The organism is Petrotoga sp. DB-2, from assembly GCF_054051725.1.
This window is the reverse complement of sequence record NZ_JBSVZD010000020.1, coordinates 17,215-36,243: the sequence shown is the minus strand read 5'-3', so window position 1 is coordinate 36,243 and position 19,029 is coordinate 17,215. Positions and strand designations below refer to the sequence as shown.

Genomic DNA, 19,029 nt, shown 5'->3' with positions numbered 1-19,029 from the left:
AAAGAAAAGAACTTCTTCTTTCTATATGGTACATAATTAGGTTAGCAGGGTGGTACAGTATTCGGTTAGCCATAGCATACTTTATTAATGTATATTTGAAGTCAATTAAAAAAACAGTTGAAAATCATATGGAAAAGTGTATAATAAAATTAGGAAGGATGAAAATTGCTTGTAACAAGTGCTTTTTAAACAAAGATTAAATCAAAAGAATGAATTTTTTGTTTTATTTTTAAATGGAGGGATGAAGGATGGTAAATGCTTTTGTTGCAAATTTCAAGAAAAATTTTATTGAAATGAAGAGATATTTTTTTGACACAGTTTCTTCATTCATAATACTTTTCATCATCTTCTATCTTATATTTTTTGGATTTAAGATAGCAAGTGGACCTAATTTCGGAGATACCATAGATGGGATCATTGTGAGTTATTTCATGTGGATAATGTTTTTAGCTTCGTTCCAAGGTGTTTCATATTGGATAATTCAAGAGGCAGAAAGAGGAACTTTGGAACAACTGTTTATGTCTCCAGTAAAATTTGAGTTTCAAATGATTTTTCATGTGATAAGTGATTTTTGCATAAACGTTCTAATGATAGTACCTTTAATGTATTTAGCAGCTTTTACAACAGGAAGAACTTTGAATTTCGACCTTTTTACTCTCCTCTATTTAATTATTCTTGGTTCTATTAGTGCGGTTGGTGTTGGTTTAATTCTGGGAGGAATGGCTTTGATATTTAAAAAGATTTCTTCATTCATTCAAATATGTACTTTTGCTTTCCTAGCAATTTTGATGTTTGAAGTTGATGCTCTTTGATTTGAACTTTTGCCAATGGTAAAAGCAACAGGGATGATGAGAAGAATGGCGGTTACAGGAACAAATTTTTATCAGTTTCCTATTCAAGACCACGTTATTTTGTGGATAACTGCAGCTTTATTTCTTTTGGTAGGAATAATTATATTCAGGGGTTTTGAAAAACGTGCCATGGTTAAAGGAACTCTGGGACAATATTAAAGGGTGGTGAAATAGATGAACGTTATTGAAGTTAATGATTTACTAAAAAGATACCCACAAAGAACTTCAAAAGAAATGCTTACAGCAGTAGATAAGATTTCATTTCATGTAAAAGAAGGAGAGATCTTCGCACTCCTTGGCCCAAATGGTGCAGGAAAAACAACTACCATCAAAAGTATATGTGGCCTTCTTGTTTTCGATGAAGGAAAGATAAAAATAAAAGATTATGATTTGAAAACAGAAAGGTCTAAAGCTCTTAAACAGATAAGTGTAGTTTTGGAAGGGAGCAGGAACCTTTATCACAGGTTAACCCCAATTGAAAATATACAGTATTTTGTTGGGATCAGGGGGAAAAAGATATCGAAAAATGAAGCCTTAGATATTTTAGATTTTTTGGGAATTAAAGAAAAAGCCAACGAAGTGGTTTATACACTTTCAAGGGGAATGCAGCAAAAAACAGCCCTTGCTGTTTGTTTAGCAGCGGATACTGATGTTCTGCTATTGGATGAACCTACTCTTGGACTCGACGTAATTTCTAATGTAGAATTTAGAAGATTGTTAACAAACGTGAAAGAAAGAGGAAAGAGCATTTTACTTTCTACTCATGATATGGCATTAGTTGAAGAAATAGCGGATAGAGTTGCGATAATAAACAATGGGAAAATAGTTGTGTGTGAAGATAAGAAAAAGCTAATGGATGTATTCAGTGCAACAGGTTACAAGATTAAAGTAAGATCAGAAGATACCTTAGAAAGAGAACTTGATAAAATTGGCATTACAGAATTGACAAAAGAGAGTAACGTTTACGACCTTACAGTTGACTTCAAAACATCTTCAGAATTATATGAGGTTATTGATTTTTTCAAATCACGTAATGTAGAAATAGTGAGCATAGAAAAACAAATGGTGAATTTCGAAAAGATATTCATTTCATATACTAATGGGAGTAACAGTTGAATCGAATTCTTCTTTTATTTGAAAAACAGAGAAAGTAGGATGAAAGCTTTGTTGTTAATCTACATGACAATGAAAACGAAATATTGGATATAGTTACTCAAAAAGGTAATGTGTATCTTTTGTCAGAGAACGGCTTAGTGTATTTCATAGATTCAAGGAGAAATGGAAATATTCGTATTAGATGAAGATCTGAATATAAGATTATATATAAATAGCCCAAATTTGCTCTACTATCCGAAGTTTGCCTTTGATAAAAATGTAAATGCCGATGGGAAAAATATCCTCTATATTTACAATCAGAGGGACCTTAAGAGATATTCCTTTGAGGTTTCTCTACCATAAAAAATAAAGAAATAGGAAGCTTTTAAACCATAAAAAAGTTAAAAGAGAAAAGGAAATATGATGGAATAAAATACGATCGAAAGAGACTGTAGTATTAACGATTCCAGATTGAAGGGAGTTAAGAATAGAGTTTATATAGACAGTTAGAGATAAAAAGATTTTCAATTGGTTTATTTTCATAAAAGCCAAAGGTAGTGTTAAACTTGAAGTCAAGCAAAGTTAACACTACTTTTTTTCTATTTATTAACATTAGTAGTAAAATTGAGAGAATAAAAAAGAATCTATCTAGGGGGGTGAATTAAAATAAATATTCTGATTAAAAATTGTAGGATTGTTGATGAAGAAAAAGATTTGTTTGGAGATTTGTACATTAAAGATGGAAAGATAGAAAATTATGGCAAAGATTTGAATTACGATGCTTATACTATAGATGCAAAAGGTTTGGTTGTTATGCCAGCATTTGTAGATATGCATGCGCACTTCAGAGATCCTGGTTATACTTATAAAGAGGATTTACATTCTGGTAGTTTAGCAGCGTTGAAAGGCGGATACACATGTGTGAATCTAATGGGTAATACCAATCCTATATGCAGTGATATGAAAGTTGTTAATTATGTGTTGAACAAAGCTAAGGAGTTAAATTTGATCGATATTCACCAAACGGTTTCTATCACAAAGAACTTTGATGGAAAATCTTTAGAACATTTGGATTATATAGATAATAATGTGAAATTTATATCTGATGATGGAAAAGGTGTTCAATCAAATTTAACTATGTATTTGGCGATGGTGAAGGCAAAGAAGAAAGGGTTAACTATCATAGCACATGAAGAAGACAATGAAATAGTAACGATAAACACGAGACTTTCCGAGAATTTGATGACTTTTAGAGATATATACCTTGCGAAATTGACAGGTGCTTGGCTTCATTTAGCCCACGTAAGTACGAAAGAGGCAATAGAAGGTATAAGGAAGGCGAAAAGAGAGATACAAAATCTTACCTGCGAAGTTACCCCCCACCACTTAGCCTTATACAATTACGATTACAAAGTAAATCCTCCAATAAGAGAAAAAGAAGATGTTTTGGAAATAATCAAGGGAATAAAGGATGGAACTGTAGATATTATAGCAACTGATCATGCCCCTCATTCTATGGAAGACAAAGAAAAAGGGGCACCTGGTATCTCAGGGTTAGAAACTGCTTTCCCCGTTTGTTATACGAAGTTGGTAAAAAGTGAAGAAATTACACTGAATCGCTTATCTCAACTTATGTCTTCAAAACCAGCACAAATGTTAGGGGTTAAAAAAGGAAAGATACAAACAGGATACGATGGGGATGTAGTTATTGTAGATCTAGAAAAAAAGGTTAAAATCAACAAAGACGAATTTTTATCCAAAGGTAAAAATACACCTTTTGATGGGATGGAATTTTATGGAGAAGTTATAGCAACAATTCGAAAGGGAGAGATCAAATATAAAAAGGGGAGTGTCAAATTTGATAATAGATAGATTATTCAACGAGGTTGAAAAAAAGGGGAATGTTTGTGTCGGATTGGATACGCATTTAGATTATATACCGGTTAACTTAAAAGAAAAGTATCAAGATATTGATGAAGTTTTGTTCGAATTCAACAAAGAGATAATAGATAAAACACATGATTTAGTACCTGTCTATAAATTACAAATAGCATTTTATGAAGCATACGGCATAAAAGGTCTTTTAGGGTATAAAAAAACGATAGAATATTTAAGAAGTATAAAAAAGATAACAATCGGGGATATAAAAAGAGGAGATATTTCATCCACCGCTGAGATGTACGCTAAAGCTCATTTTGAAGGTGAGTTTGAGGTTGATTTTATAACCTTGAATCCATATCTTGGTTTTGATACCTTAACACCTTTCCTTAAATACATCGAAAGTGGAGAAAAAGGAGTCTTCGTGCTTCTAAGAACATCGAATCCAGGAGCCAAAGACATCCAGTATTTGAAAGTATCTCCAAAAGATGAATATCTTTATTACATTGTCGGAGACAAACTCAATGAAATAGGGGCTAAGTACCGAGGAAGTTGTGGCTACAGTTCAATAGGTGCGGTTGTAGGTGGGACACATGTTGAGGAAGCAAAAGAAATTAGAAATAGATACAAAAATATGTTCTTTTTGATCCCTGGATACGGTCATCAGGGGGCTACTGGAAAAGACGTTTCCCTTTATTTAAACAAAGGTAATGGCGGCGCTATTAACTCTTCAAGGGGAATAATTACCGCTTATAAAAACTACGAAGATGGGAACCAAAGATTTGCAGATTATGCCAGAAAAGCCGTACTTGAAATGAGGGAGGATATTGATAGTGAAAGAGGGGTATAGGGAAGTAGATATTTTCTCTAATACTGAAATCGCAAAAGATATATTCGAGTTAAAAGTTCAGATCGAATCCAACGACAGTTTGGGTGATCCTGGACAGTTTTATATGTTGCGTAGTTGGGACCTGGATCCTCTTTTGTCTAGACCTTTTAGTATATGCAATGTAGAAGAAAGCGTTTTGACTTTCTTGTACAAAGTTGTTGGTCGAGGAACAAATTACCTATCTAAACTAAAACCAAAAGATAAGTTAAAGGTTTTAGGTCCCTTGGGAAACGGTTTTAATTTGAGTGTGAGTGGAAAGGTCGCTTTAATTTCAGGTGGCATAGGTATAGCTCCAATGATTTATTTGGCAAAAAAGTTGAATACAGGGATAGATTTTTATGCCGGATTCACAAATGAAGTTTATTATATGGACTACGTACAAAAGTATGTGGATAAGATCTATATAACGACCGAAGATGGTTCTACAGGTCAAAAAGGTTTCATAACGGATATCTTCAAACCAGAAAAATATGATGTTGTTTTCACTTGTGGCCCTTCTCCCATGATGAAAAAAGTAGTTGAAAAATGTGAAAATAAGATTCCTGTTTTTGTCTCTATGGAAAATATCATGGCTTGTGGTATGGGGGCATGCTTGGGATGCAGTATAAAGACAAAATCTGGGATGAAAAGGGTATGTAAAGAGGGGCCTGTTTTTAAGGGAGAGGAGGTATTTTTTGATGATTGATACCAAAGTAAACATTGCTGGGGTAGAGTTTAAAAATCCAGTAATAGCTGCTTCTGGGACTTTTGGTTTTGGTAGAGAGTTTTCAGAATACTTTCCCATCTCTAAATTAGGTGGACTATCCACCAAAGGGCTAACTTTAAGACAAAGAGAAGGAAATAAAGGTGTACGGATTCATGAAACCACAGGCGGAATAATGAACAGTATTGGCTTACAAAATCCCGGCATAGATGCATTTATTGAAGAAGAGCTCCCTTTCCTAAACAGTCAAGATACGGTGATAATTGCCAATGTTAGTGGAAATACAATCGAAGAATACGTTATTTCTGTTGAGAAACTGAATCAAACCGAAATAGATATGATAGAGTTGAACATTTCTTGCCCCAACGTAAAAGAAGGAGGCATTTCTTTTGGTACCAAGGCAGAAATAGCTAACAACGTTGTAACACAAGTTAGGAAAGTTTGCAAAAAGCCCCTCATGGTAAAATTATCTCCAAGTGCTGAAAATATAGTTGAAATGGCTGAAAGTTGTGTTGAAGCAGGAGCGGACGCACTATCACTTGTAAACACTTTTCCTGCCTTAGCGATAGATATAAGCAAGAAAAAAGCCATCTTCGATAATATAACTGCGGGTCTATCGGGACCTTGTATCAAGCCTATTGCCTTAAGAATGGTGTATGAAGTTTCAAAAGCTGTTGATGTTCCTGTTATAGGTCTTGGCGGAATTATGGATTATAAAGATGCTATTGAATTCATAATGGCAGGTGCGTGGGCTGTGCAAGTAGGTACCGCTAATTTTATCAATCCCAAGGCTTGTGTTGAAATAATTGAGGGTATAGAAGAATACATGAAAAAAGCAAGAATTTCAACTTTAGAGGAAATAAGGGGGATCATTTAAGACTTAGACATTGGGATTTAAAATACGTTGAAATTTAACCAATTATGGATATTCTACTTTAAACTTTAAGAGTTGTTTAATGTACTTCTTTTTGTACAAATTTTCTTGACTTAAAGTTGACTAATATGGTAGAATTTAAAAGTAAGATATGTAAAAAAAACAAGATAGCGGATTAGAAGGAGGAAAAGTGATGTCAGCTCTTTTGGAAATACAGGATTTAAAGGCAAAAGTTAGAGATGAAGATGTTGAAATATTAAAAGGCGTTAACTTAACTATAAATAAGGGTGAGATACATGCGTTAATGGGTCCAAATGGGTCTGGAAAATCTACATTAGCCCATGTTATCATGGGAAATCCAAAGTACCAAGTTACCTCAGGAGATATCTTATTTGAAGGGCAATCTATTTTAGATCTTTCTACAGATGAAAGGGCTAAATTAGGTTTGTTTATGTCTTTTCAGACTCCTGAAGAGGTTGAAGGTATAAAAATGAGACAATTTTTGATTAATTCTTTTAGAAACATTCATAAAGAAGATAAAATTACACTATTGGAATTGAATAAAGTAATATCTAAGTTATCCCAAAATTTAGATCTCAACGGGGAATTTCTTGAGAGATATATCAATACAGGGTTTTCTGGTGGTGAAAAGAAAAAAAGCGAAATATTACAAATGGGTTTTCTCAAACCAAAATTGAGTATATTGGATGAGATAGATTCCGGTTTAGATATTGATGCCTTGAGGATAGTTGCAGAAAACATCAACAGAGTAAAAACTGAAGATATGGGCATATTGCTGATTACACACTATCAAAGAATCTTGAATTTTGTTGTTCCAGATTTCGTGCACATATATATCGATGGGAAGATAGTTAAAACTGGATCAGAAGAATTAGCTAAAGAGATAGAGGAAAGCGGTTACTCAACGTTGGAGCAAGAAATGGGAATAACTATTTCTGAGGAGTGAAATTATGGCAAAAAATGAAAATGTTAATATAGAAGATTTGTTGGTAGACCAGAGCAAATTCGATTTTAGAAATCCAGAAACGTATGCCTACAAAACTATTCCAGGTTTAAACGAAAAGGTAGTTCAGGAAATATCTGAACAGAAAGAAGAGCCTGCCTGGATGAGAGACTTACGTTTAAAATCTTTACATATATTTGACACATGGAGAGATCCCCGATTCGGGGTTGATGTTTCTGACTTAGATGTAAGTAAAATAGTTGCATACATTAGGCCAAAGGCAAAAAAGTCTACATCGTGGGATGACGTTCCTGCCGAGATAAGGGATACTTTCGATAAATTAGGAATACCAGAGGCAGAAAAAAAGGCTTTAGCTGGTGTTGGAGCGCAGTACGACTCGGAAATCGTTTATCAAAATATAAAAAAAGAGCTTGAAAATTTGGGAGTTATATTTTTAAATATGGAAAGTGCCGTAAAAGAATACCCGGACTTGGTTAAAGAGTATTTCATGAAGGCAGTTGCCCCTACAAACCATAAGTATGCCGCTTTACATGGTGCCGTGTGGAGTGGAGGTACATTTTTATACATTCCAAAAGGTGTAAAGGTTCCATTACCTCTTCAAGCCTATTTTAGGATGAATAACCCGGGAATGGGTCAAATGGAGCATACAATAATTGTTGCCGATGAAGGTAGTGAGGTGGCATTCATAGAAGGCTGTTCTGCACCTTATTATGAAATAACAAACCTTCATGCAGGTATGGTAGAAATATACGTAAAAAAAGGCGCCAGGGTAAAATATGCAACGATTCAGAATTGGAGTAAAAACACATACAATTTGAATACAAAAAGAGCAATTGTTGATGAAGATGGTATAATGGAATGGGTTTCAGGCTCTTTGGGGAGTCATAAAACGATGATATACCCATCTTCAATACTCAAAGGCAAAGGAGCGAAAACGGAAACTAAAGCGATCACTTATGCTGGGCCGAACCAGCATATGGATTCAGGTTCAAAAGTTTTCATGTTCGCACCATATACTAGCGCAAATGTTGATGCACGAAGTATAAGTATCGGTGGTGGTTGGGCTTTTTACAGAGGATGGTTGAAGATAGGAGAAAACGCCAAAGGTGCAAAAGCTTCTGTTTCTTGTCAGGCCTTGATGCTTGATAACGAATCTAAAAGTGATACCGTGCCTCTTATCGAGGTTTACACTGATGAAGCGGATGTTGGACACGAAGCGCGTATAGGTAGAATCAAAGAAGAGCAGATTTACTATTTGATGAGTAGAGGGTTAAGTGAAGCTGAGGCTAAAGCCATGGTAGTTAGAGGTTTTGTAGAGCCTTTTGCAAAAGAGCTTCCATTAGAGTACGCTATCGAACTGAATAGATTAATTAATTTAGAAGTAGAATCAAGCATAGGATAACCATTTTGACTGAAATAGTTATAACAAGGAGTGAACAACCATGGAGACAATTTTTGAGAAACCTATAGATATGAGGCATAAAGATCTAAAAGCGGTTGAATGGCAAGTTCCTCAAATTACACCAAAAAGAGATTACGGGGATTACGAATTTCAAGCATCATTGGAACACATCTCTAATGAAATGTTAAAAACATTCAAAAATTATAGATACGAAGCTTACAAAAATTGGGGTTTCCCTAAATGGAAAAGGGCTAAATTAAATGGGTATGAACCAGATAAATACGTTTCCTTTGTCCCTGTTAGCACAACAGGGAAGATATTAGGTTTGAATGGAATCGACCAGGATGGAATAGAAATTTTAGCCAAATACGACTTTGAAGGTGCTCATAGGAAGTTTTTATTGATGGCTGAAGCTTTTTCTAATACTGGTTTTTATCTAAAAACCAACGAAGGAGAAGAAAGAGAACCGATTACTTTGACGTATGACTGGAAGTTCCCAATTTATGAGACCTCAGTTTATAACATAAGCCCATTCTCTAAAGCCACAGTAATTAGGTATTTAATGCCAAGCAAAAATGAAAAGTTATTTAGAACGACTTCAAATAGAATAGTAGTGAAGGAAAATGCTTCTTTAGAACTGATAAATATAAACTTATGTAACAACGACAGTATAAACATTGATAACACACTTATTGAAGTACAAAAAAATGGAAAAGTTGAAGTCATAGATCTAAATATTGGTGGAAGAATTACCTCACCTCATATTGTGTTTAGACTTGCAGGAGAAGGCGCACAGGCTCAATTGTTCCCTTATTTTTTGGGAGATAAGGATAACGTTATTGACATGCTTTATTTAATGAGGTTCTATTCACCTGAAACAACTGGTGCAATTGATGCCAAAGGCGTTATAAAAGACAAAGCAAAGGCGATATTCAGGGGTTTCTTAGATTTGAAAAAGGGTGCAAAAGAGGCTAATGCATCCGAATCAGAGTACACTTTAACCCTTTCTGAAAAAGCCAAAGCCGAAGCGCTCCCCAGTTTGTTGGTGGATGAAAATGAAGTAAATGCCGCACATGCTGCTACAGTAGGTTCTATTGAAAAGGAAAAATTATATTATTTGATGACTCGTGGATTCTCGTTGGAAGAAGCTAAAAAGTTAATCTCTTCAGGTTTATTTGAATCTGCCATAGATGGAATTAAAGTATTCGATGAAGGGATGAGTCAGGTGGTAAAAGATGTTATCTTCCAAAGAATATGAGGAGATATTTCCAGCTTTAAAAAGAAAAATAAACGGGCATAAATTGATCTATCTTGACAATGCTGCCACGACATTAAGACCAAAGGAAGTTATGGATGCTGTAAATGAATACAGCCTCAACCATCATGCCAACGTCCACAGATCAACACATACCTTAGCAGCTGAAGCTACTCAGTATTATGAAGATGCAAGGAGTAAAGTTGCAAATTTCATAAACGCTGAAGCCGAAGAAGTTATTTTCACAAAAGGTGCGACTGAATCTCTTAATCTTATAGCATATTCCGTTGCAGTTTCAAATATTTTGCAATCTGATGACGAAATTTTGATATCTACAATAGAACATCATGCAAACTTTGTTCCTTGGCAGCAGATATCTAAAATTTTTAATTTAAAGGTAAAGTACTATTCCGCAAAAAATGGAATTTTTGATTTATCTGATTTTCTCAAGCATGTTACCAACAAAACTAAGTTAGTAAGTATTACCGCTTTGTCAAATGTAACCGGTCAACTTATCCCAGTTAATACTTTAGTAAAACAGCTTAGAAATATTAGACAAGATATAATTATTGTTGTGGACGGTGCCCAAGCTGTACCACACATGCCTATTGATGTGAAGAATATGGATTGTGACTTTCTAGCCTTTTCTGGCCATAAGATGCTCGGACCCACAGGAATAGGTGTTTTGTATGGAAAAAGAAAGTATTTAAATATGATGACCCCTTTTTTGTTTGGTGGAGAAATGATCGACAAAGTTTCTACCGATGGGACTACTTTTAACGTGTTACCTTACAAATTTGAAGCGGGAACTCCAAACGTTGATGGAGCAGTAGGATTAGCTAAAGCTATAGAAATACTTGAAAGTATTGGCATGGATAATATTCAAGAACATGATAAACAACTTACCTCTTATGCTCTCAAAAAATTAAAAGAGTTGGATTTTTTAGAAATATTCGGTCCCCAAGACGAAAGGCAACAGTCAATAATATCCTTCAATATCAAAGGTGTACATCCACACGATGTAGCTCATTTATTGAACGATTTAACTGGAGTAGCAATTAGAAGTGGTCATCATTGTGCACAGCCATTGATGAAAGAGTTTGGTACAACCGCCACTTGCAGGGTAAGCTTCTATTTGTATAACGAAGAAGAAGATGTTGATAAATTATGTGAAGGATTAAAAAAAGTTTGGGAGTGGTTGAAATAGGTTTAGAAGAACTTTACTCTGATATAATATTAGATTATGCAAAAAATGAGAGGTACAAAAAAGAGATAAAAAACGCTAAGAAAGCTGAAGGAAAGAATTTATCTTGTGGAGATGAGATAACCCTTTATTTGAAAGTAGAAGATAACATAATAAAAGAAATTACTTTCACAGGACATGGTTGTATTATAAGTCAGGCAAGTGCTTCGATGATGTGTGAATACCTTGAAGGAAAAACAGTAAACGAGGCAAATAAAATTTTGCAAGAAATTATTAAGATGTCACAAGGTAAAGAATTTGATAAAGAATTAGTAGATGGGATAAAAATTTTTTCTGATATCTCTAAATTTCCTATGAGAACTAAATGCTTCACCCTTGTTTGGCATACGTTGGATGATGCCCTCAATGGGGAAAATATGTAAAAAATATTGCTATAATTGGAGCAACCATCGATGAAAATTAAAAAACCGCCTCAAAGAGGCGGTTTAATTTGTTAACTTTCTACAATATCTTTTAATTGAGCTACTCTGTTAGGATGTCTCAATTTTCTCAACGCCTTAGTTTCTATCTGCCTTATTCTTTCCCTTGTAACGTTGAAGAACTGTCCAACTTCTTCTAAGGTCTTCTGTTTACCATCTAAGAATCCATACCTCATTTTCAAAACCAATGCCTCTTTAGAATTTAAAGTGTCAAGGACTTCCTCCAACCTTTCTTTCATAATCATTTTTTGAGCTTCTTCTTCTGGTGTTGTTTCATCGGTACTTATAAAATCTCCCGTTTCTGATTCTTCATCATCACCATTACCGCTAGAAATAGGTGAATTTAAAGAAAGTACATCTTTTGCACTCATTAGGATTTCATTAATTTTATCTTCTGGTTTATCTAAAATTTCTGCAAGTTCTTTTGCTGAAGGATAATCTCCGTTTTCTTGTAAATACTCTCTGATAACTTTGTTCATTCTGTTTATAGTTTCGACTAAATGAACGGGGATTCTAATCGTTCTTGCTTGATCGGCTATGGCTCTAGTAATTGCCTGCCTAATCCACCATGTTGCATAAGTAGAGAACTTAAAACCTTTCCTCCAGTCAAATTTGTCTACAGCCTTTATCAATCCGATATTTCCCTCTTGGATCAAATCTAAAAAAGTCAACCCTCTACCCGTGTACCTTTTGGCTATACTGATAACTAACCTTAAATTTGCCTTTATCAATTCATCTCTGGCCTTTTGATCACCTTTTTGAGCTCGTCTTGCTAGTTGTCTTTCTCTGGAAGGACTTAAAAGCTCAACTTTGCTTATTTCTTTGAGATATATTTTTATAGGATCACCTAAGGAGATATTGTCATACATTTTAAGCTCTGTATCTGAAAATAATTCTTCAATTTCTTCATTTTCATATTCCGTTTCATTTAAGGCATCCTGCTCTTCTTCAACTTCTTCTTCTAAAATTTCTATTCCTTCTGATTCCAAAGCATCGTAAATCTTTTCAATGTAGTCACTATCTATTTCGTCAGCTACATTTGTAGGAATTGCATGATCGATATCGGAATAAGATAACTTATTGCCATTCTTTTTTGCTTTATTTATTAATAATGAAATAAAAGTGTCTACTGATTTTACTTTTTCCTTGGATTTTTTCACTTTAACTTTAACAGTATCACCGTCTTTTTCAGATTCTTCAAAATCAATATTCTCTATTCCTCTCATGATTTTTTTCTCTTCTTTTTCACTTATTCTTTTGCTGCTCACTTCATTCCCTCCTTTCATAGAAAAAAGGCACTACACAACACCCTTAAAATTAGAAAGTCTCGCAATGAAACCATTAATTTAGACACCAATAATGTGATTTGGTTCTAAAAATACATAAAGAAATAAAAATTTTTGGTAAATCTTCCATTAAAAATATTATTTCAATAATTCTAAAGGGTTTCTTTCCACTACCTTTTTTGCCTCTTCCATGTTTAAACCAGCAGACATAGCCACTTTTAAACTAAAATCGTAGTCTAAAAAGTCATCTGGTCCGTGCGCGTCGCTATTTACCAGTAATTTTGCATCATATTTTTGAGCCAATTTTGCTACATGCCCATTGGATAAACTATGACCCTTTCTGGCACTTAATTCTAAGAAAACTCCATTGCTAGCAGCCAGGGCAACTTCTTCCTCGGTAATTAAACCAGGGTGAGCTAAAATATCTACATATTTTGATGTTACAGCGTAATAGTCAGTTTTCTGAAAAACCGGTTCAACTATAGTTTCTCCGTGAACCAACACAATATCCGCCCCGTTTTCTTTTGCATGTTTTGCAAGTTTATCTATTAATAATGGGGGAACATGTGTAATTTCAACCCCCTTCAAAATCTTGATCCCTTCAAAGAAACTGCTTTCATTATCAACAAATTTAGTCAAACTACTTAAAACAAAATCTATGTTGGACTCATCCACATGATCAGATATTGCAATAACTGCATAACCGTGGGTTTGTGCGCGTCTTATTTGTTCGCTGCAAATTAATTCTCCATCACTCAAAATTGTGTGTGTGTGAAAATCATAGACTTTATTCAGAAGAATCCCTCCTTATTTTTGGCTTAATAATAGTATACAAATCTTTAACTGTTTTAAATATAATAGTAACTCATTTACCTTGAAGTTTAACACATTCTATATTATAATAGAAGTGAAAAAGAAAGATCCCCCTATCCCCCTGAGATAAACCCAGACATTCTTGCCGGATCCATCGTGGATCCGGTTTTTTTTATTCTATTTTTGATGTATAATTATACCACAAAAACTTTTAGCTAAATTAAAGAGGTGAAATTATGCTTCATGAGTACAAAGGCAAATATCCTGTTGTTGAAGAAGATGTTTTTTTAGCTCCTGGTTGTCAAATTATTGGAGATGTAAAGATCGCTAAAGGATCTAGTATTTGGTACAATGCCACATTGAGGGCAGATATTGGTTCTATAACCATTGGAGAATTCTCAAATATACAAGATAACTCAGTGGTTCATATTGACACCGAATATCCAACTATAATTGGTAGTTACGTTACTATTGGGCACAACGCTATTATACACGGCTGTGAAATCTCTGATAATTGTCTCATAGGTATGGGAGCAATTATATTAAACGGCGCAAAGATAGGTGAAGGGTGTCTTATTGGGGCGGGAGCTTTGGTAACAGAAAACAAAATAATTCCTCCCAAGAGTTTGGTGTTAGGAGTTCCGGCAAAGGTCATAAGAAATCTTACTGACGAAGAGTTTGAGCAAATTAAAGAACACGCTGAAGAATACTATAATTTGGCAAAAAGTTATAGCAACAAATAGTAATGCCCTTTAAACGGGCATTACTATTTGTCATTCGATTCTTCCACTATTCTTTTAGTATCTTGAGCTATCATTAATTCCTCGTCAGTTTTTACTATTAAAATGTCAACATCAGAATCCGAAGCCGAGATAATTCCGTTTTTTCTATTCAACAAAGTATTTTTTTCTTTATCAATTTTAACTCCAAAGAAGTCTAAGTAATCACAGACGTCCATTCTTACATGTTCGTCATTTTCTCCCACACCCGCTGTGAATACCAACACATCTAATCCTTTTAGTACGGTTATATAACTTCCTATGTATTTTGCTAAACGATATACATACACATCGTATGCCAACTTTGCCTTTTTATCCCCATTTTCTATTCCTTTTCTGATGTCTCTCATGTCGTTGCTCATTTCACTTAAACCATAAACACCACTTCTTTTGTTCAACAGATCGTCCACTTCATCAACGCTGTAACCTTTTCTTGTAAGAAAAAGAACGATGCCTGGATCTATATCTCCACTTCTTGTTCCCATTATCAATCCTTCCAAAGGTGTGAACCCCATCGATGTGTCGATCACTTTTCCTCTGTCAATCGCAGCTAAAGATGCACCGTTACCTAAATGTGCCGTTATCATCTTTAATTCCTTCATATCTTTTTTTAATATCTCAGAGGCTTTTTTAGATACGTACCTGTGACTGGTCCCATGAAATCCGTACCGCCTTATCTTGTACTTTTGGTAGAGTTCGTAAGGTAAACCATACATATATGCCTTTTCTGGCATCGAATGGTGAAATGCTGTATCAAATACCGCTACTTGAGGTACGTTGGGTAGTAATTTTTTAGCTGCTCTTATGCCCATCAAATTGGGAGGATTATGTAAAGGAGCAAGATCAGCGTTATCTTCTATAGCTTTAATAACTTCTTCATCTATCAGTACGGAAGAGAAAAACTCTTCTCCTCCATGTACCACCCTGTGCCCAACCGCATCTATCTCACTTAATTCTCTCAAACATCCATATTCAGGATCAATTATCAATTCCATAACTTTTTTCAACGCTTCTTCATGATCTTTTATCTTGGTTATGTTTTTGTACTCTTTTCCTTCACTTTCTTGTTCAATATCCGATTCTTGTTCCCCTATTCTTTCAACCAACCCTTTAACTAGACAACTTTCGTTTTCCATTTCCAATATTTGATATTTTAAGGATGAACTTCCGGAGTTGATCACTAGTATTTTCATTCGAAATCCTCCTATTCTAGAAATTCTAAAAATTAATATTAGCGCTCCTTTTAAAATCAAAATCTTTTTTTCACAATCTTAGTGACTCTTGATTGGATAAAATTAAAAAAGTACAACCATGGAAGCCATGGCTGTACTTTGAGTTAACCTTTATTAGCAGAACCTAAAAGCTCCAATCTATCAGAAACAACTTTTTTCACATAGGTTTTTGCCGTTTCCATGTATTTTCTAGGATCAAACTCTTTGGGATTGTTCTGCAAGAATTCTCTTAATCCTGCAACAAAAGCCATTCTAAGGTCAGTATCAGTATTTACTTTATTTATACCTAATCGAACGGTTTCTTTCAATATATCTGAAGGGACACCTTTTGATCCTCCGAAATCAGCTCCATAATTTTCAGCTATTTCGACCATTTCTTGCACAACACTTGAAGCACCGTGTAGTACCAAAGGCATTTTTGTCAATTCTTTAACTTTTTTCAATCTATCAAAGTCTAATTTAGCTTCTCCTTTAAACTTAAATGCCCCGTGGGAAGTACCAATGGCTGGAGCTAGAAAATCAACTTGGGTTTCCTCTACAAAATATTTCGCCTCATCGGGATTAACTAGAACAGATTCAGCTGAAGCGACGTTGTCTTCTATTCCAGCTAACTTTCCTAATTCTGCTTCCACTGAAACACCTGCTGCATGGGCTATTCTTACAATATCTTTCGTAGTTTTTATATTTTCTTCCAAAGGTTTATCCGATGCATCTATCATTACAGATGAATAACCAGCTTTTATTGCGGATATTATATATTTAAAATTCTTCCCGTGGTCTAAATGCAGAGCGATTGGTATATCTAAAGAATCTGCAAACTCTCTAACCATTTTTACAAACAGGCTTGCTCCTCTCAAAGGATCACCCATACCAGCATACTTCATTGCTCCTTCACTTGTTTCTATTATCAGGGGAGATTTTTTCTCTATCCCTCCTTCGACAATAGCTTGAAGAAACTCAAGATTGTTAATGTTAAAAGCTGCAACAGCATAGTACTCTTTATTCGCCTTTTCTAAAATATCTTTTGTGTTTACGTAAGGCATGATTTGTTTCCTCCCTTTATTGAATTTTTGTTATTGTTTTTAGAGTTTCTAAAACTTTAGTAGCAACCTTTTTAAGTTATTTCTTTATCTTTTAACTGGCTTTCTAGTACCGCCTTTTCTAATAGTTCTACTATCTGTTTTGCTTCGTTATCGACTTCTTTTTCTTTTAAAATTTGCTCAGGTGAAAGAGATTCGTTATAATAATCCTCATTGGCATTATCATCTGCTCTTATATAAGCCCCTTCAACAGAAACTCCAGCGTAGAAACCCTTTGCAATAGAATAAGAATAAATGGATGCTTGTAATTTATAATCTAAATCTGCAGAAAGCTGTCTACCCAATGGTCCAGCAGAAATACCGACTGAACCTCCTAAGGTAAAGTTGTTTCCCATGAACCCTTCCATTCCTTTTTCATTCATTACAACTAAAATTAACGCTGCGGATTGTACTCCTATTTGTGCTCCCCAGCTTAATCCATATATGTTTACAAATGATGGTCCGTACCATTTTCCTGTTTCACTATCTTTTCTTAATACAATGCCTTCACCATACTGTCCACCAACCACATAACCCAATTTATAAAATGTGGGAAAAATTACTAAGCCTTCTGACATTTCTACTAATTGAACAAAAGCTCCGCTATCTGGTTTTGATAATAACTCCTCAACAGCGAAACGGGCCTCTTTAACAGTATCTTCAACTGCAGCAAATATGCTAAATGAAAACAGTAGGATAATGAGAGTTGCTAAAATGCTTTTTTTCATTTTTTTCATCCCTCACTTTTAGGTCTTTACTTTCTTTGGAATCTCAAAAACTTGGTTAGTCTAACAAAATTTTTCGCTTTTTTAGTTCTCTTTTTATGCAGTTAAATTGATCCTCGTTTTCTACTTCAATCCTGTGTAAATGAACTCCATTGTTTATTATTGATAAAGGTTTAGAAGTCTTTAATTTTGCTATAAAGGTTTCTACTTCTTCGATGGAATCTACATCAATTCTACCACTTAATTCTCCATATACAGGATGCTCTACAGAAACGTCAATTACTCTACCACCACAGTTTACAATGGTTTTTAATTCATCTTCAATTTGTTCCGGGGTGTGTTTAACAGCAATCAGTTTAATCAGTTTATTGTTCTTATTCATTGAATAACCTTTTGGTGAAGATTGTATATCATAACCTTGGGCTTTCAGAATAGCAATATCTTTTACTATTACTTGTCTTGTTACACCAAATCTTTCAGCAAGTTGTTGCCCTGGTATTGAATATTTACTTGTAGAAAGAATGTTAAGTATTTTTTTTAGCCTTTCTTGTTTTCTCAAACCATAAACTCCCTGCTACTTTATTGAGGTTCTCTTAAATATTATATCAAATATTTTATAAGATTACCTAAACAAAGTTTTAGCTGCTAAATAATAATGGCTACGAGTCCGATAGCAAAACAATAATATGAAAAATATCTTAGTTTTCCAACTAAGACCGTTTTTTTCAATAGATACAATCCCAACAAGCCAAACAAGAACGCAAACAATCCACCTGAAATTACCCAAGGAGTAAAAGTTACCTTATTTATTTCAAAAATACCTGCTCCAAAGGTTACAGGAAGGCTCATCAAAAAGGAATATTTCAGTGCATCTTCCCTTTTTGTTTTCATTAAAAGTGCACCAAACAACGTTGCACCGCTTCTTGATATCCCTGGAAATATTGCAATAGCTTGCATGAGACCTATAACCAAAGCATCAACATAGGTTATCTCTGCTAAACTCTTTTTACCTTTTAGTGTGTCAGAAATTAATAAAAAGACGGCTGTTACCATTAAAAAAACCCCAATCAATGTAAGAGAAGAAAAGGCTGATTCGATCGAAGATTCCAAAGTGAAACCTACAATAGCAGCTGGAATCGAAGAAATGATTAATTTAAAGATTAGAGAAAGTGATTCTTTTTCCCATTTAAAGAGTCCCTTGATCAAATTGACAACTTCTTTCCAAACAAAGAACAATACAGCAAAAAAAGTGGATAAATGAAGAAGGGCGAAATACGGTACGTTGGTATCGATATTCATAAAGGATGAAAATATAGCCAGATGTCCTGAACTGGATACGGGAAGAAATTCTGTTAGACCTTGTACGATTCCTAAAATGATTTCTTTCACTTTTTACCTCCTAAGTTGATAGATTTTTATAGTGTTTTTATAAGCTTTAAAACCTTGTGCTAGCGCCCCTTCACCCGGACGTTAAGGGGCAAGCCCCTTAAAAACCCCAAA

Annotated in this window: 22 protein-coding genes; 15 read left to right on the top strand and 7 right to left on the bottom strand. The window is 34.5% G+C overall.

Annotation, left to right across the window (positions count from 1 at the left end; genetic code table 11):
- The 14 genes from ACW9JY_RS07485 to sufU all read left to right on the top strand — a co-directional run.
- The coding region (locus ACW9JY_RS07485; protein WP_457283890.1) for a hypothetical protein at positions 1-200 on the top strand (200 nt) is incomplete at its 5' end.
- 48 nt (positions 201-248) lie between these two features.
- Positions 249-812, top strand: a complete 564-nt coding sequence (locus ACW9JY_RS07480) for an ABC transporter permease (RefSeq protein ID WP_457283889.1) — start codon at positions 249-251, stop codon at positions 810-812.
- Positions 813-821: 9 nt separating this feature from the next.
- Positions 822-1,010, top strand: coding sequence for a hypothetical protein (locus tag ACW9JY_RS07475; RefSeq protein ID WP_457283888.1), 189 nt, complete (start codon positions 822-824; stop codon positions 1,008-1,010).
- A 15-nt stretch (positions 1,011-1,025) separates the two neighbouring features.
- Positions 1,026-1,967: an ABC transporter ATP-binding protein gene (locus ACW9JY_RS07470; RefSeq protein ID WP_457283887.1), complete on the top strand. Its 942-nt coding sequence runs from the start codon at positions 1,026-1,028 to the stop codon at positions 1,965-1,967.
- A 162-nt stretch (positions 1,968-2,129) separates the two neighbouring features.
- Positions 2,130-2,309 carry a hypothetical protein gene (locus tag ACW9JY_RS07465; RefSeq protein WP_457283886.1) on the top strand — a complete coding sequence of 60 codons (180 nt, stop codon included), beginning with the start codon at positions 2,130-2,132 and terminating at the stop codon, positions 2,307-2,309.
- Positions 2,310-2,612: 303 nt separating this feature from the next.
- Complete coding sequence (locus tag ACW9JY_RS07460; RefSeq protein ID WP_457283895.1) at positions 2,613-3,818, top strand: dihydroorotase; 1,206 nt, start codon at positions 2,613-2,615, stop codon at positions 3,816-3,818.
- Positions 3,805-4,674: an orotidine-5'-phosphate decarboxylase gene (gene pyrF / locus ACW9JY_RS07455; RefSeq protein ID WP_457283894.1), complete on the top strand. Its 870-nt coding sequence runs from the start codon at positions 3,805-3,807 to the stop codon at positions 4,672-4,674. Before ACW9JY_RS07460 ends, pyrF begins: the two co-directional genes overlap by 14 nt.
- A complete protein-coding gene (locus ACW9JY_RS07450) occupies positions 4,658-5,398 on the top strand; it encodes a dihydroorotate dehydrogenase electron transfer subunit (protein WP_457283885.1) in 741 nt (246 codons plus the stop codon). The genes pyrF and ACW9JY_RS07450 overlap by 17 nt, the downstream gene beginning before the upstream one ends.
- Positions 5,391-6,293 (top strand): dihydroorotate dehydrogenase, encoded by a 903-nt coding sequence (locus ACW9JY_RS07445; protein ID WP_103076156.1) that lies wholly within the window; start codon positions 5,391-5,393, stop codon positions 6,291-6,293. The genes ACW9JY_RS07450 and ACW9JY_RS07445 overlap by 8 nt, the downstream gene beginning before the upstream one ends.
- A 190-nt stretch (positions 6,294-6,483) precedes the next feature.
- A complete protein-coding gene (gene sufC, locus ACW9JY_RS07440) occupies positions 6,484-7,257 on the top strand; it encodes a Fe-S cluster assembly ATPase SufC (RefSeq protein ID WP_457283884.1) in 774 nt (257 codons plus the stop codon).
- 4 nt (positions 7,258-7,261) lie between these two features.
- Positions 7,262-8,677: a Fe-S cluster assembly protein SufB gene (sufB, locus tag ACW9JY_RS07435; protein ID WP_103076154.1), complete on the top strand. Its 1,416-nt coding sequence runs from the start codon at positions 7,262-7,264 to the stop codon at positions 8,675-8,677.
- 40 nt (positions 8,678-8,717) lie between these two features.
- Positions 8,718-9,935, top strand: coding sequence for a SufD family Fe-S cluster assembly protein (locus ACW9JY_RS07430; RefSeq protein WP_457283883.1), 1,218 nt, complete (start codon positions 8,718-8,720; stop codon positions 9,933-9,935).
- Positions 9,913-11,139, top strand: a complete 1,227-nt coding sequence (locus ACW9JY_RS07425; RefSeq protein WP_457283882.1) for a cysteine desulfurase — start codon at positions 9,913-9,915, stop codon at positions 11,137-11,139. The genes ACW9JY_RS07430 and ACW9JY_RS07425 overlap by 23 nt, the downstream gene beginning before the upstream one ends.
- Positions 11,127-11,558 carry a Fe-S cluster assembly sulfur transfer protein SufU gene (gene sufU / locus ACW9JY_RS07420; RefSeq protein ID WP_457283893.1) on the top strand — a complete coding sequence of 144 codons (432 nt, stop codon included), beginning with the start codon at positions 11,127-11,129 and terminating at the stop codon, positions 11,556-11,558. The genes ACW9JY_RS07425 and sufU overlap by 13 nt, the downstream gene beginning before the upstream one ends.
- Before the next feature lie 71 nt (positions 11,559-11,629).
- On the opposite strand, the gene rpoD is transcribed toward sufU, so the two are convergent.
- Both rpoD and ACW9JY_RS07410 read right to left on the bottom strand, forming a co-directional pair.
- Positions 11,630-12,841 carry an RNA polymerase sigma factor RpoD gene (rpoD, locus tag ACW9JY_RS07415; RefSeq protein WP_457283892.1) on the bottom strand — a complete coding sequence of 404 codons (1,212 nt, stop codon included), beginning with the start codon at positions 12,839-12,841 and terminating at the stop codon, positions 11,630-11,632.
- Between the two features lie 198 nt (positions 12,842-13,039).
- Positions 13,040-13,696: a histidinol phosphate phosphatase domain-containing protein gene (locus ACW9JY_RS07410; protein ID WP_103076149.1), complete on the bottom strand. Its 657-nt coding sequence runs from the start codon at positions 13,694-13,696 to the stop codon at positions 13,040-13,042.
- A 254-nt stretch (positions 13,697-13,950) separates the two neighbouring features.
- On the opposite strand from ACW9JY_RS07410, the gene ACW9JY_RS07405 reads away from it, so the two are divergent.
- Positions 13,951-14,457, top strand: coding sequence for a gamma carbonic anhydrase family protein (locus ACW9JY_RS07405; protein ID WP_103076148.1), 507 nt, complete (start codon positions 13,951-13,953; stop codon positions 14,455-14,457).
- A 23-nt stretch (positions 14,458-14,480) separates the two neighbouring features.
- Here ACW9JY_RS07405 and ACW9JY_RS07400 read toward each other — a convergent pair whose 3' ends face one another.
- The 5 genes from ACW9JY_RS07400 to ACW9JY_RS07380 form a co-directional block, all read right to left on the bottom strand.
- Positions 14,481-15,686 (bottom strand): acetate kinase, encoded by a 1,206-nt coding sequence (locus ACW9JY_RS07400; RefSeq protein ID WP_457283881.1) that lies wholly within the window; start codon positions 15,684-15,686, stop codon positions 14,481-14,483.
- Positions 15,687-15,829: 143 nt separating this feature from the next.
- Positions 15,830-16,768, bottom strand: coding sequence for a class II fructose-1,6-bisphosphate aldolase (gene fba, locus ACW9JY_RS07395; protein WP_457283880.1), 939 nt, complete (start codon positions 16,766-16,768; stop codon positions 15,830-15,832).
- Positions 16,769-16,839: 71 nt separating this feature from the next.
- A complete protein-coding gene (locus ACW9JY_RS07390; RefSeq protein ID WP_457283879.1) occupies positions 16,840-17,532 on the bottom strand; it encodes a lipid-binding SYLF domain-containing protein in 693 nt (230 codons plus the stop codon).
- 55 nt (positions 17,533-17,587) lie between these two features.
- Positions 17,588-18,088, bottom strand: coding sequence for a transcription repressor NadR (locus ACW9JY_RS07385; protein WP_103076144.1), 501 nt, complete (start codon positions 18,086-18,088; stop codon positions 17,588-17,590).
- An 86-nt stretch (positions 18,089-18,174) separates the two neighbouring features.
- Positions 18,175-18,918 (bottom strand): undecaprenyl-diphosphate phosphatase, encoded by a 744-nt coding sequence (locus ACW9JY_RS07380; protein WP_457283878.1) that lies wholly within the window; start codon positions 18,916-18,918, stop codon positions 18,175-18,177.
- Positions 18,919-19,029: the final 111 nt, after the last annotated feature.

Coding starts and splice junctions, on each gene's coding strand:
- sufC (WP_457283884.1), top strand. CDS start 6,484: ATGTCAGCTCTTTTGGAAATACAGGATTTAAAGGCAAAAGTTAGAGAT.
- rpoD (WP_457283892.1), bottom strand. CDS start 12,841: ATGAGAGGAATAGAGAATATTGATTTTGAAGAATCTGAAAAAGACGGT.
- fba (WP_457283880.1), bottom strand. CDS start 16,768: ATGCCTTACGTAAACACAAAAGATATTTTAGAAAAGGCGAATAAAGAG.
- ACW9JY_RS07425 (WP_457283882.1), top strand. CDS start 9,913: ATGTTATCTTCCAAAGAATATGAGGAGATATTTCCAGCTTTAAAAAGA.
- ACW9JY_RS07480 (WP_457283889.1), top strand. CDS start 249: ATGGTAAATGCTTTTGTTGCAAATTTCAAGAAAAATTTTATTGAAATG.
- sufB (WP_103076154.1), top strand. CDS start 7,262: ATGGCAAAAAATGAAAATGTTAATATAGAAGATTTGTTGGTAGACCAG.
- ACW9JY_RS07405 (WP_103076148.1), top strand. CDS start 13,951: ATGCTTCATGAGTACAAAGGCAAATATCCTGTTGTTGAAGAAGATGTT.
- ACW9JY_RS07470 (WP_457283887.1), top strand. CDS start 1,026: ATGAACGTTATTGAAGTTAATGATTTACTAAAAAGATACCCACAAAGA.
- ACW9JY_RS07430 (WP_457283883.1), top strand. CDS start 8,718: ATGGAGACAATTTTTGAGAAACCTATAGATATGAGGCATAAAGATCTA.
- ACW9JY_RS07400 (WP_457283881.1), bottom strand. CDS start 15,686: ATGAAAATACTAGTGATCAACTCCGGAAGTTCATCCTTAAAATATCAA.
- ACW9JY_RS07445 (WP_103076156.1), top strand. CDS start 5,391: ATGATTGATACCAAAGTAAACATTGCTGGGGTAGAGTTTAAAAATCCA.
- ACW9JY_RS07465 (WP_457283886.1), top strand. CDS start 2,130: ATGGAAATATTCGTATTAGATGAAGATCTGAATATAAGATTATATATA.
- ACW9JY_RS07390 (WP_457283879.1), bottom strand. CDS start 17,532: ATGAAAAAAAGCATTTTAGCAACTCTCATTATCCTACTGTTTTCATTT.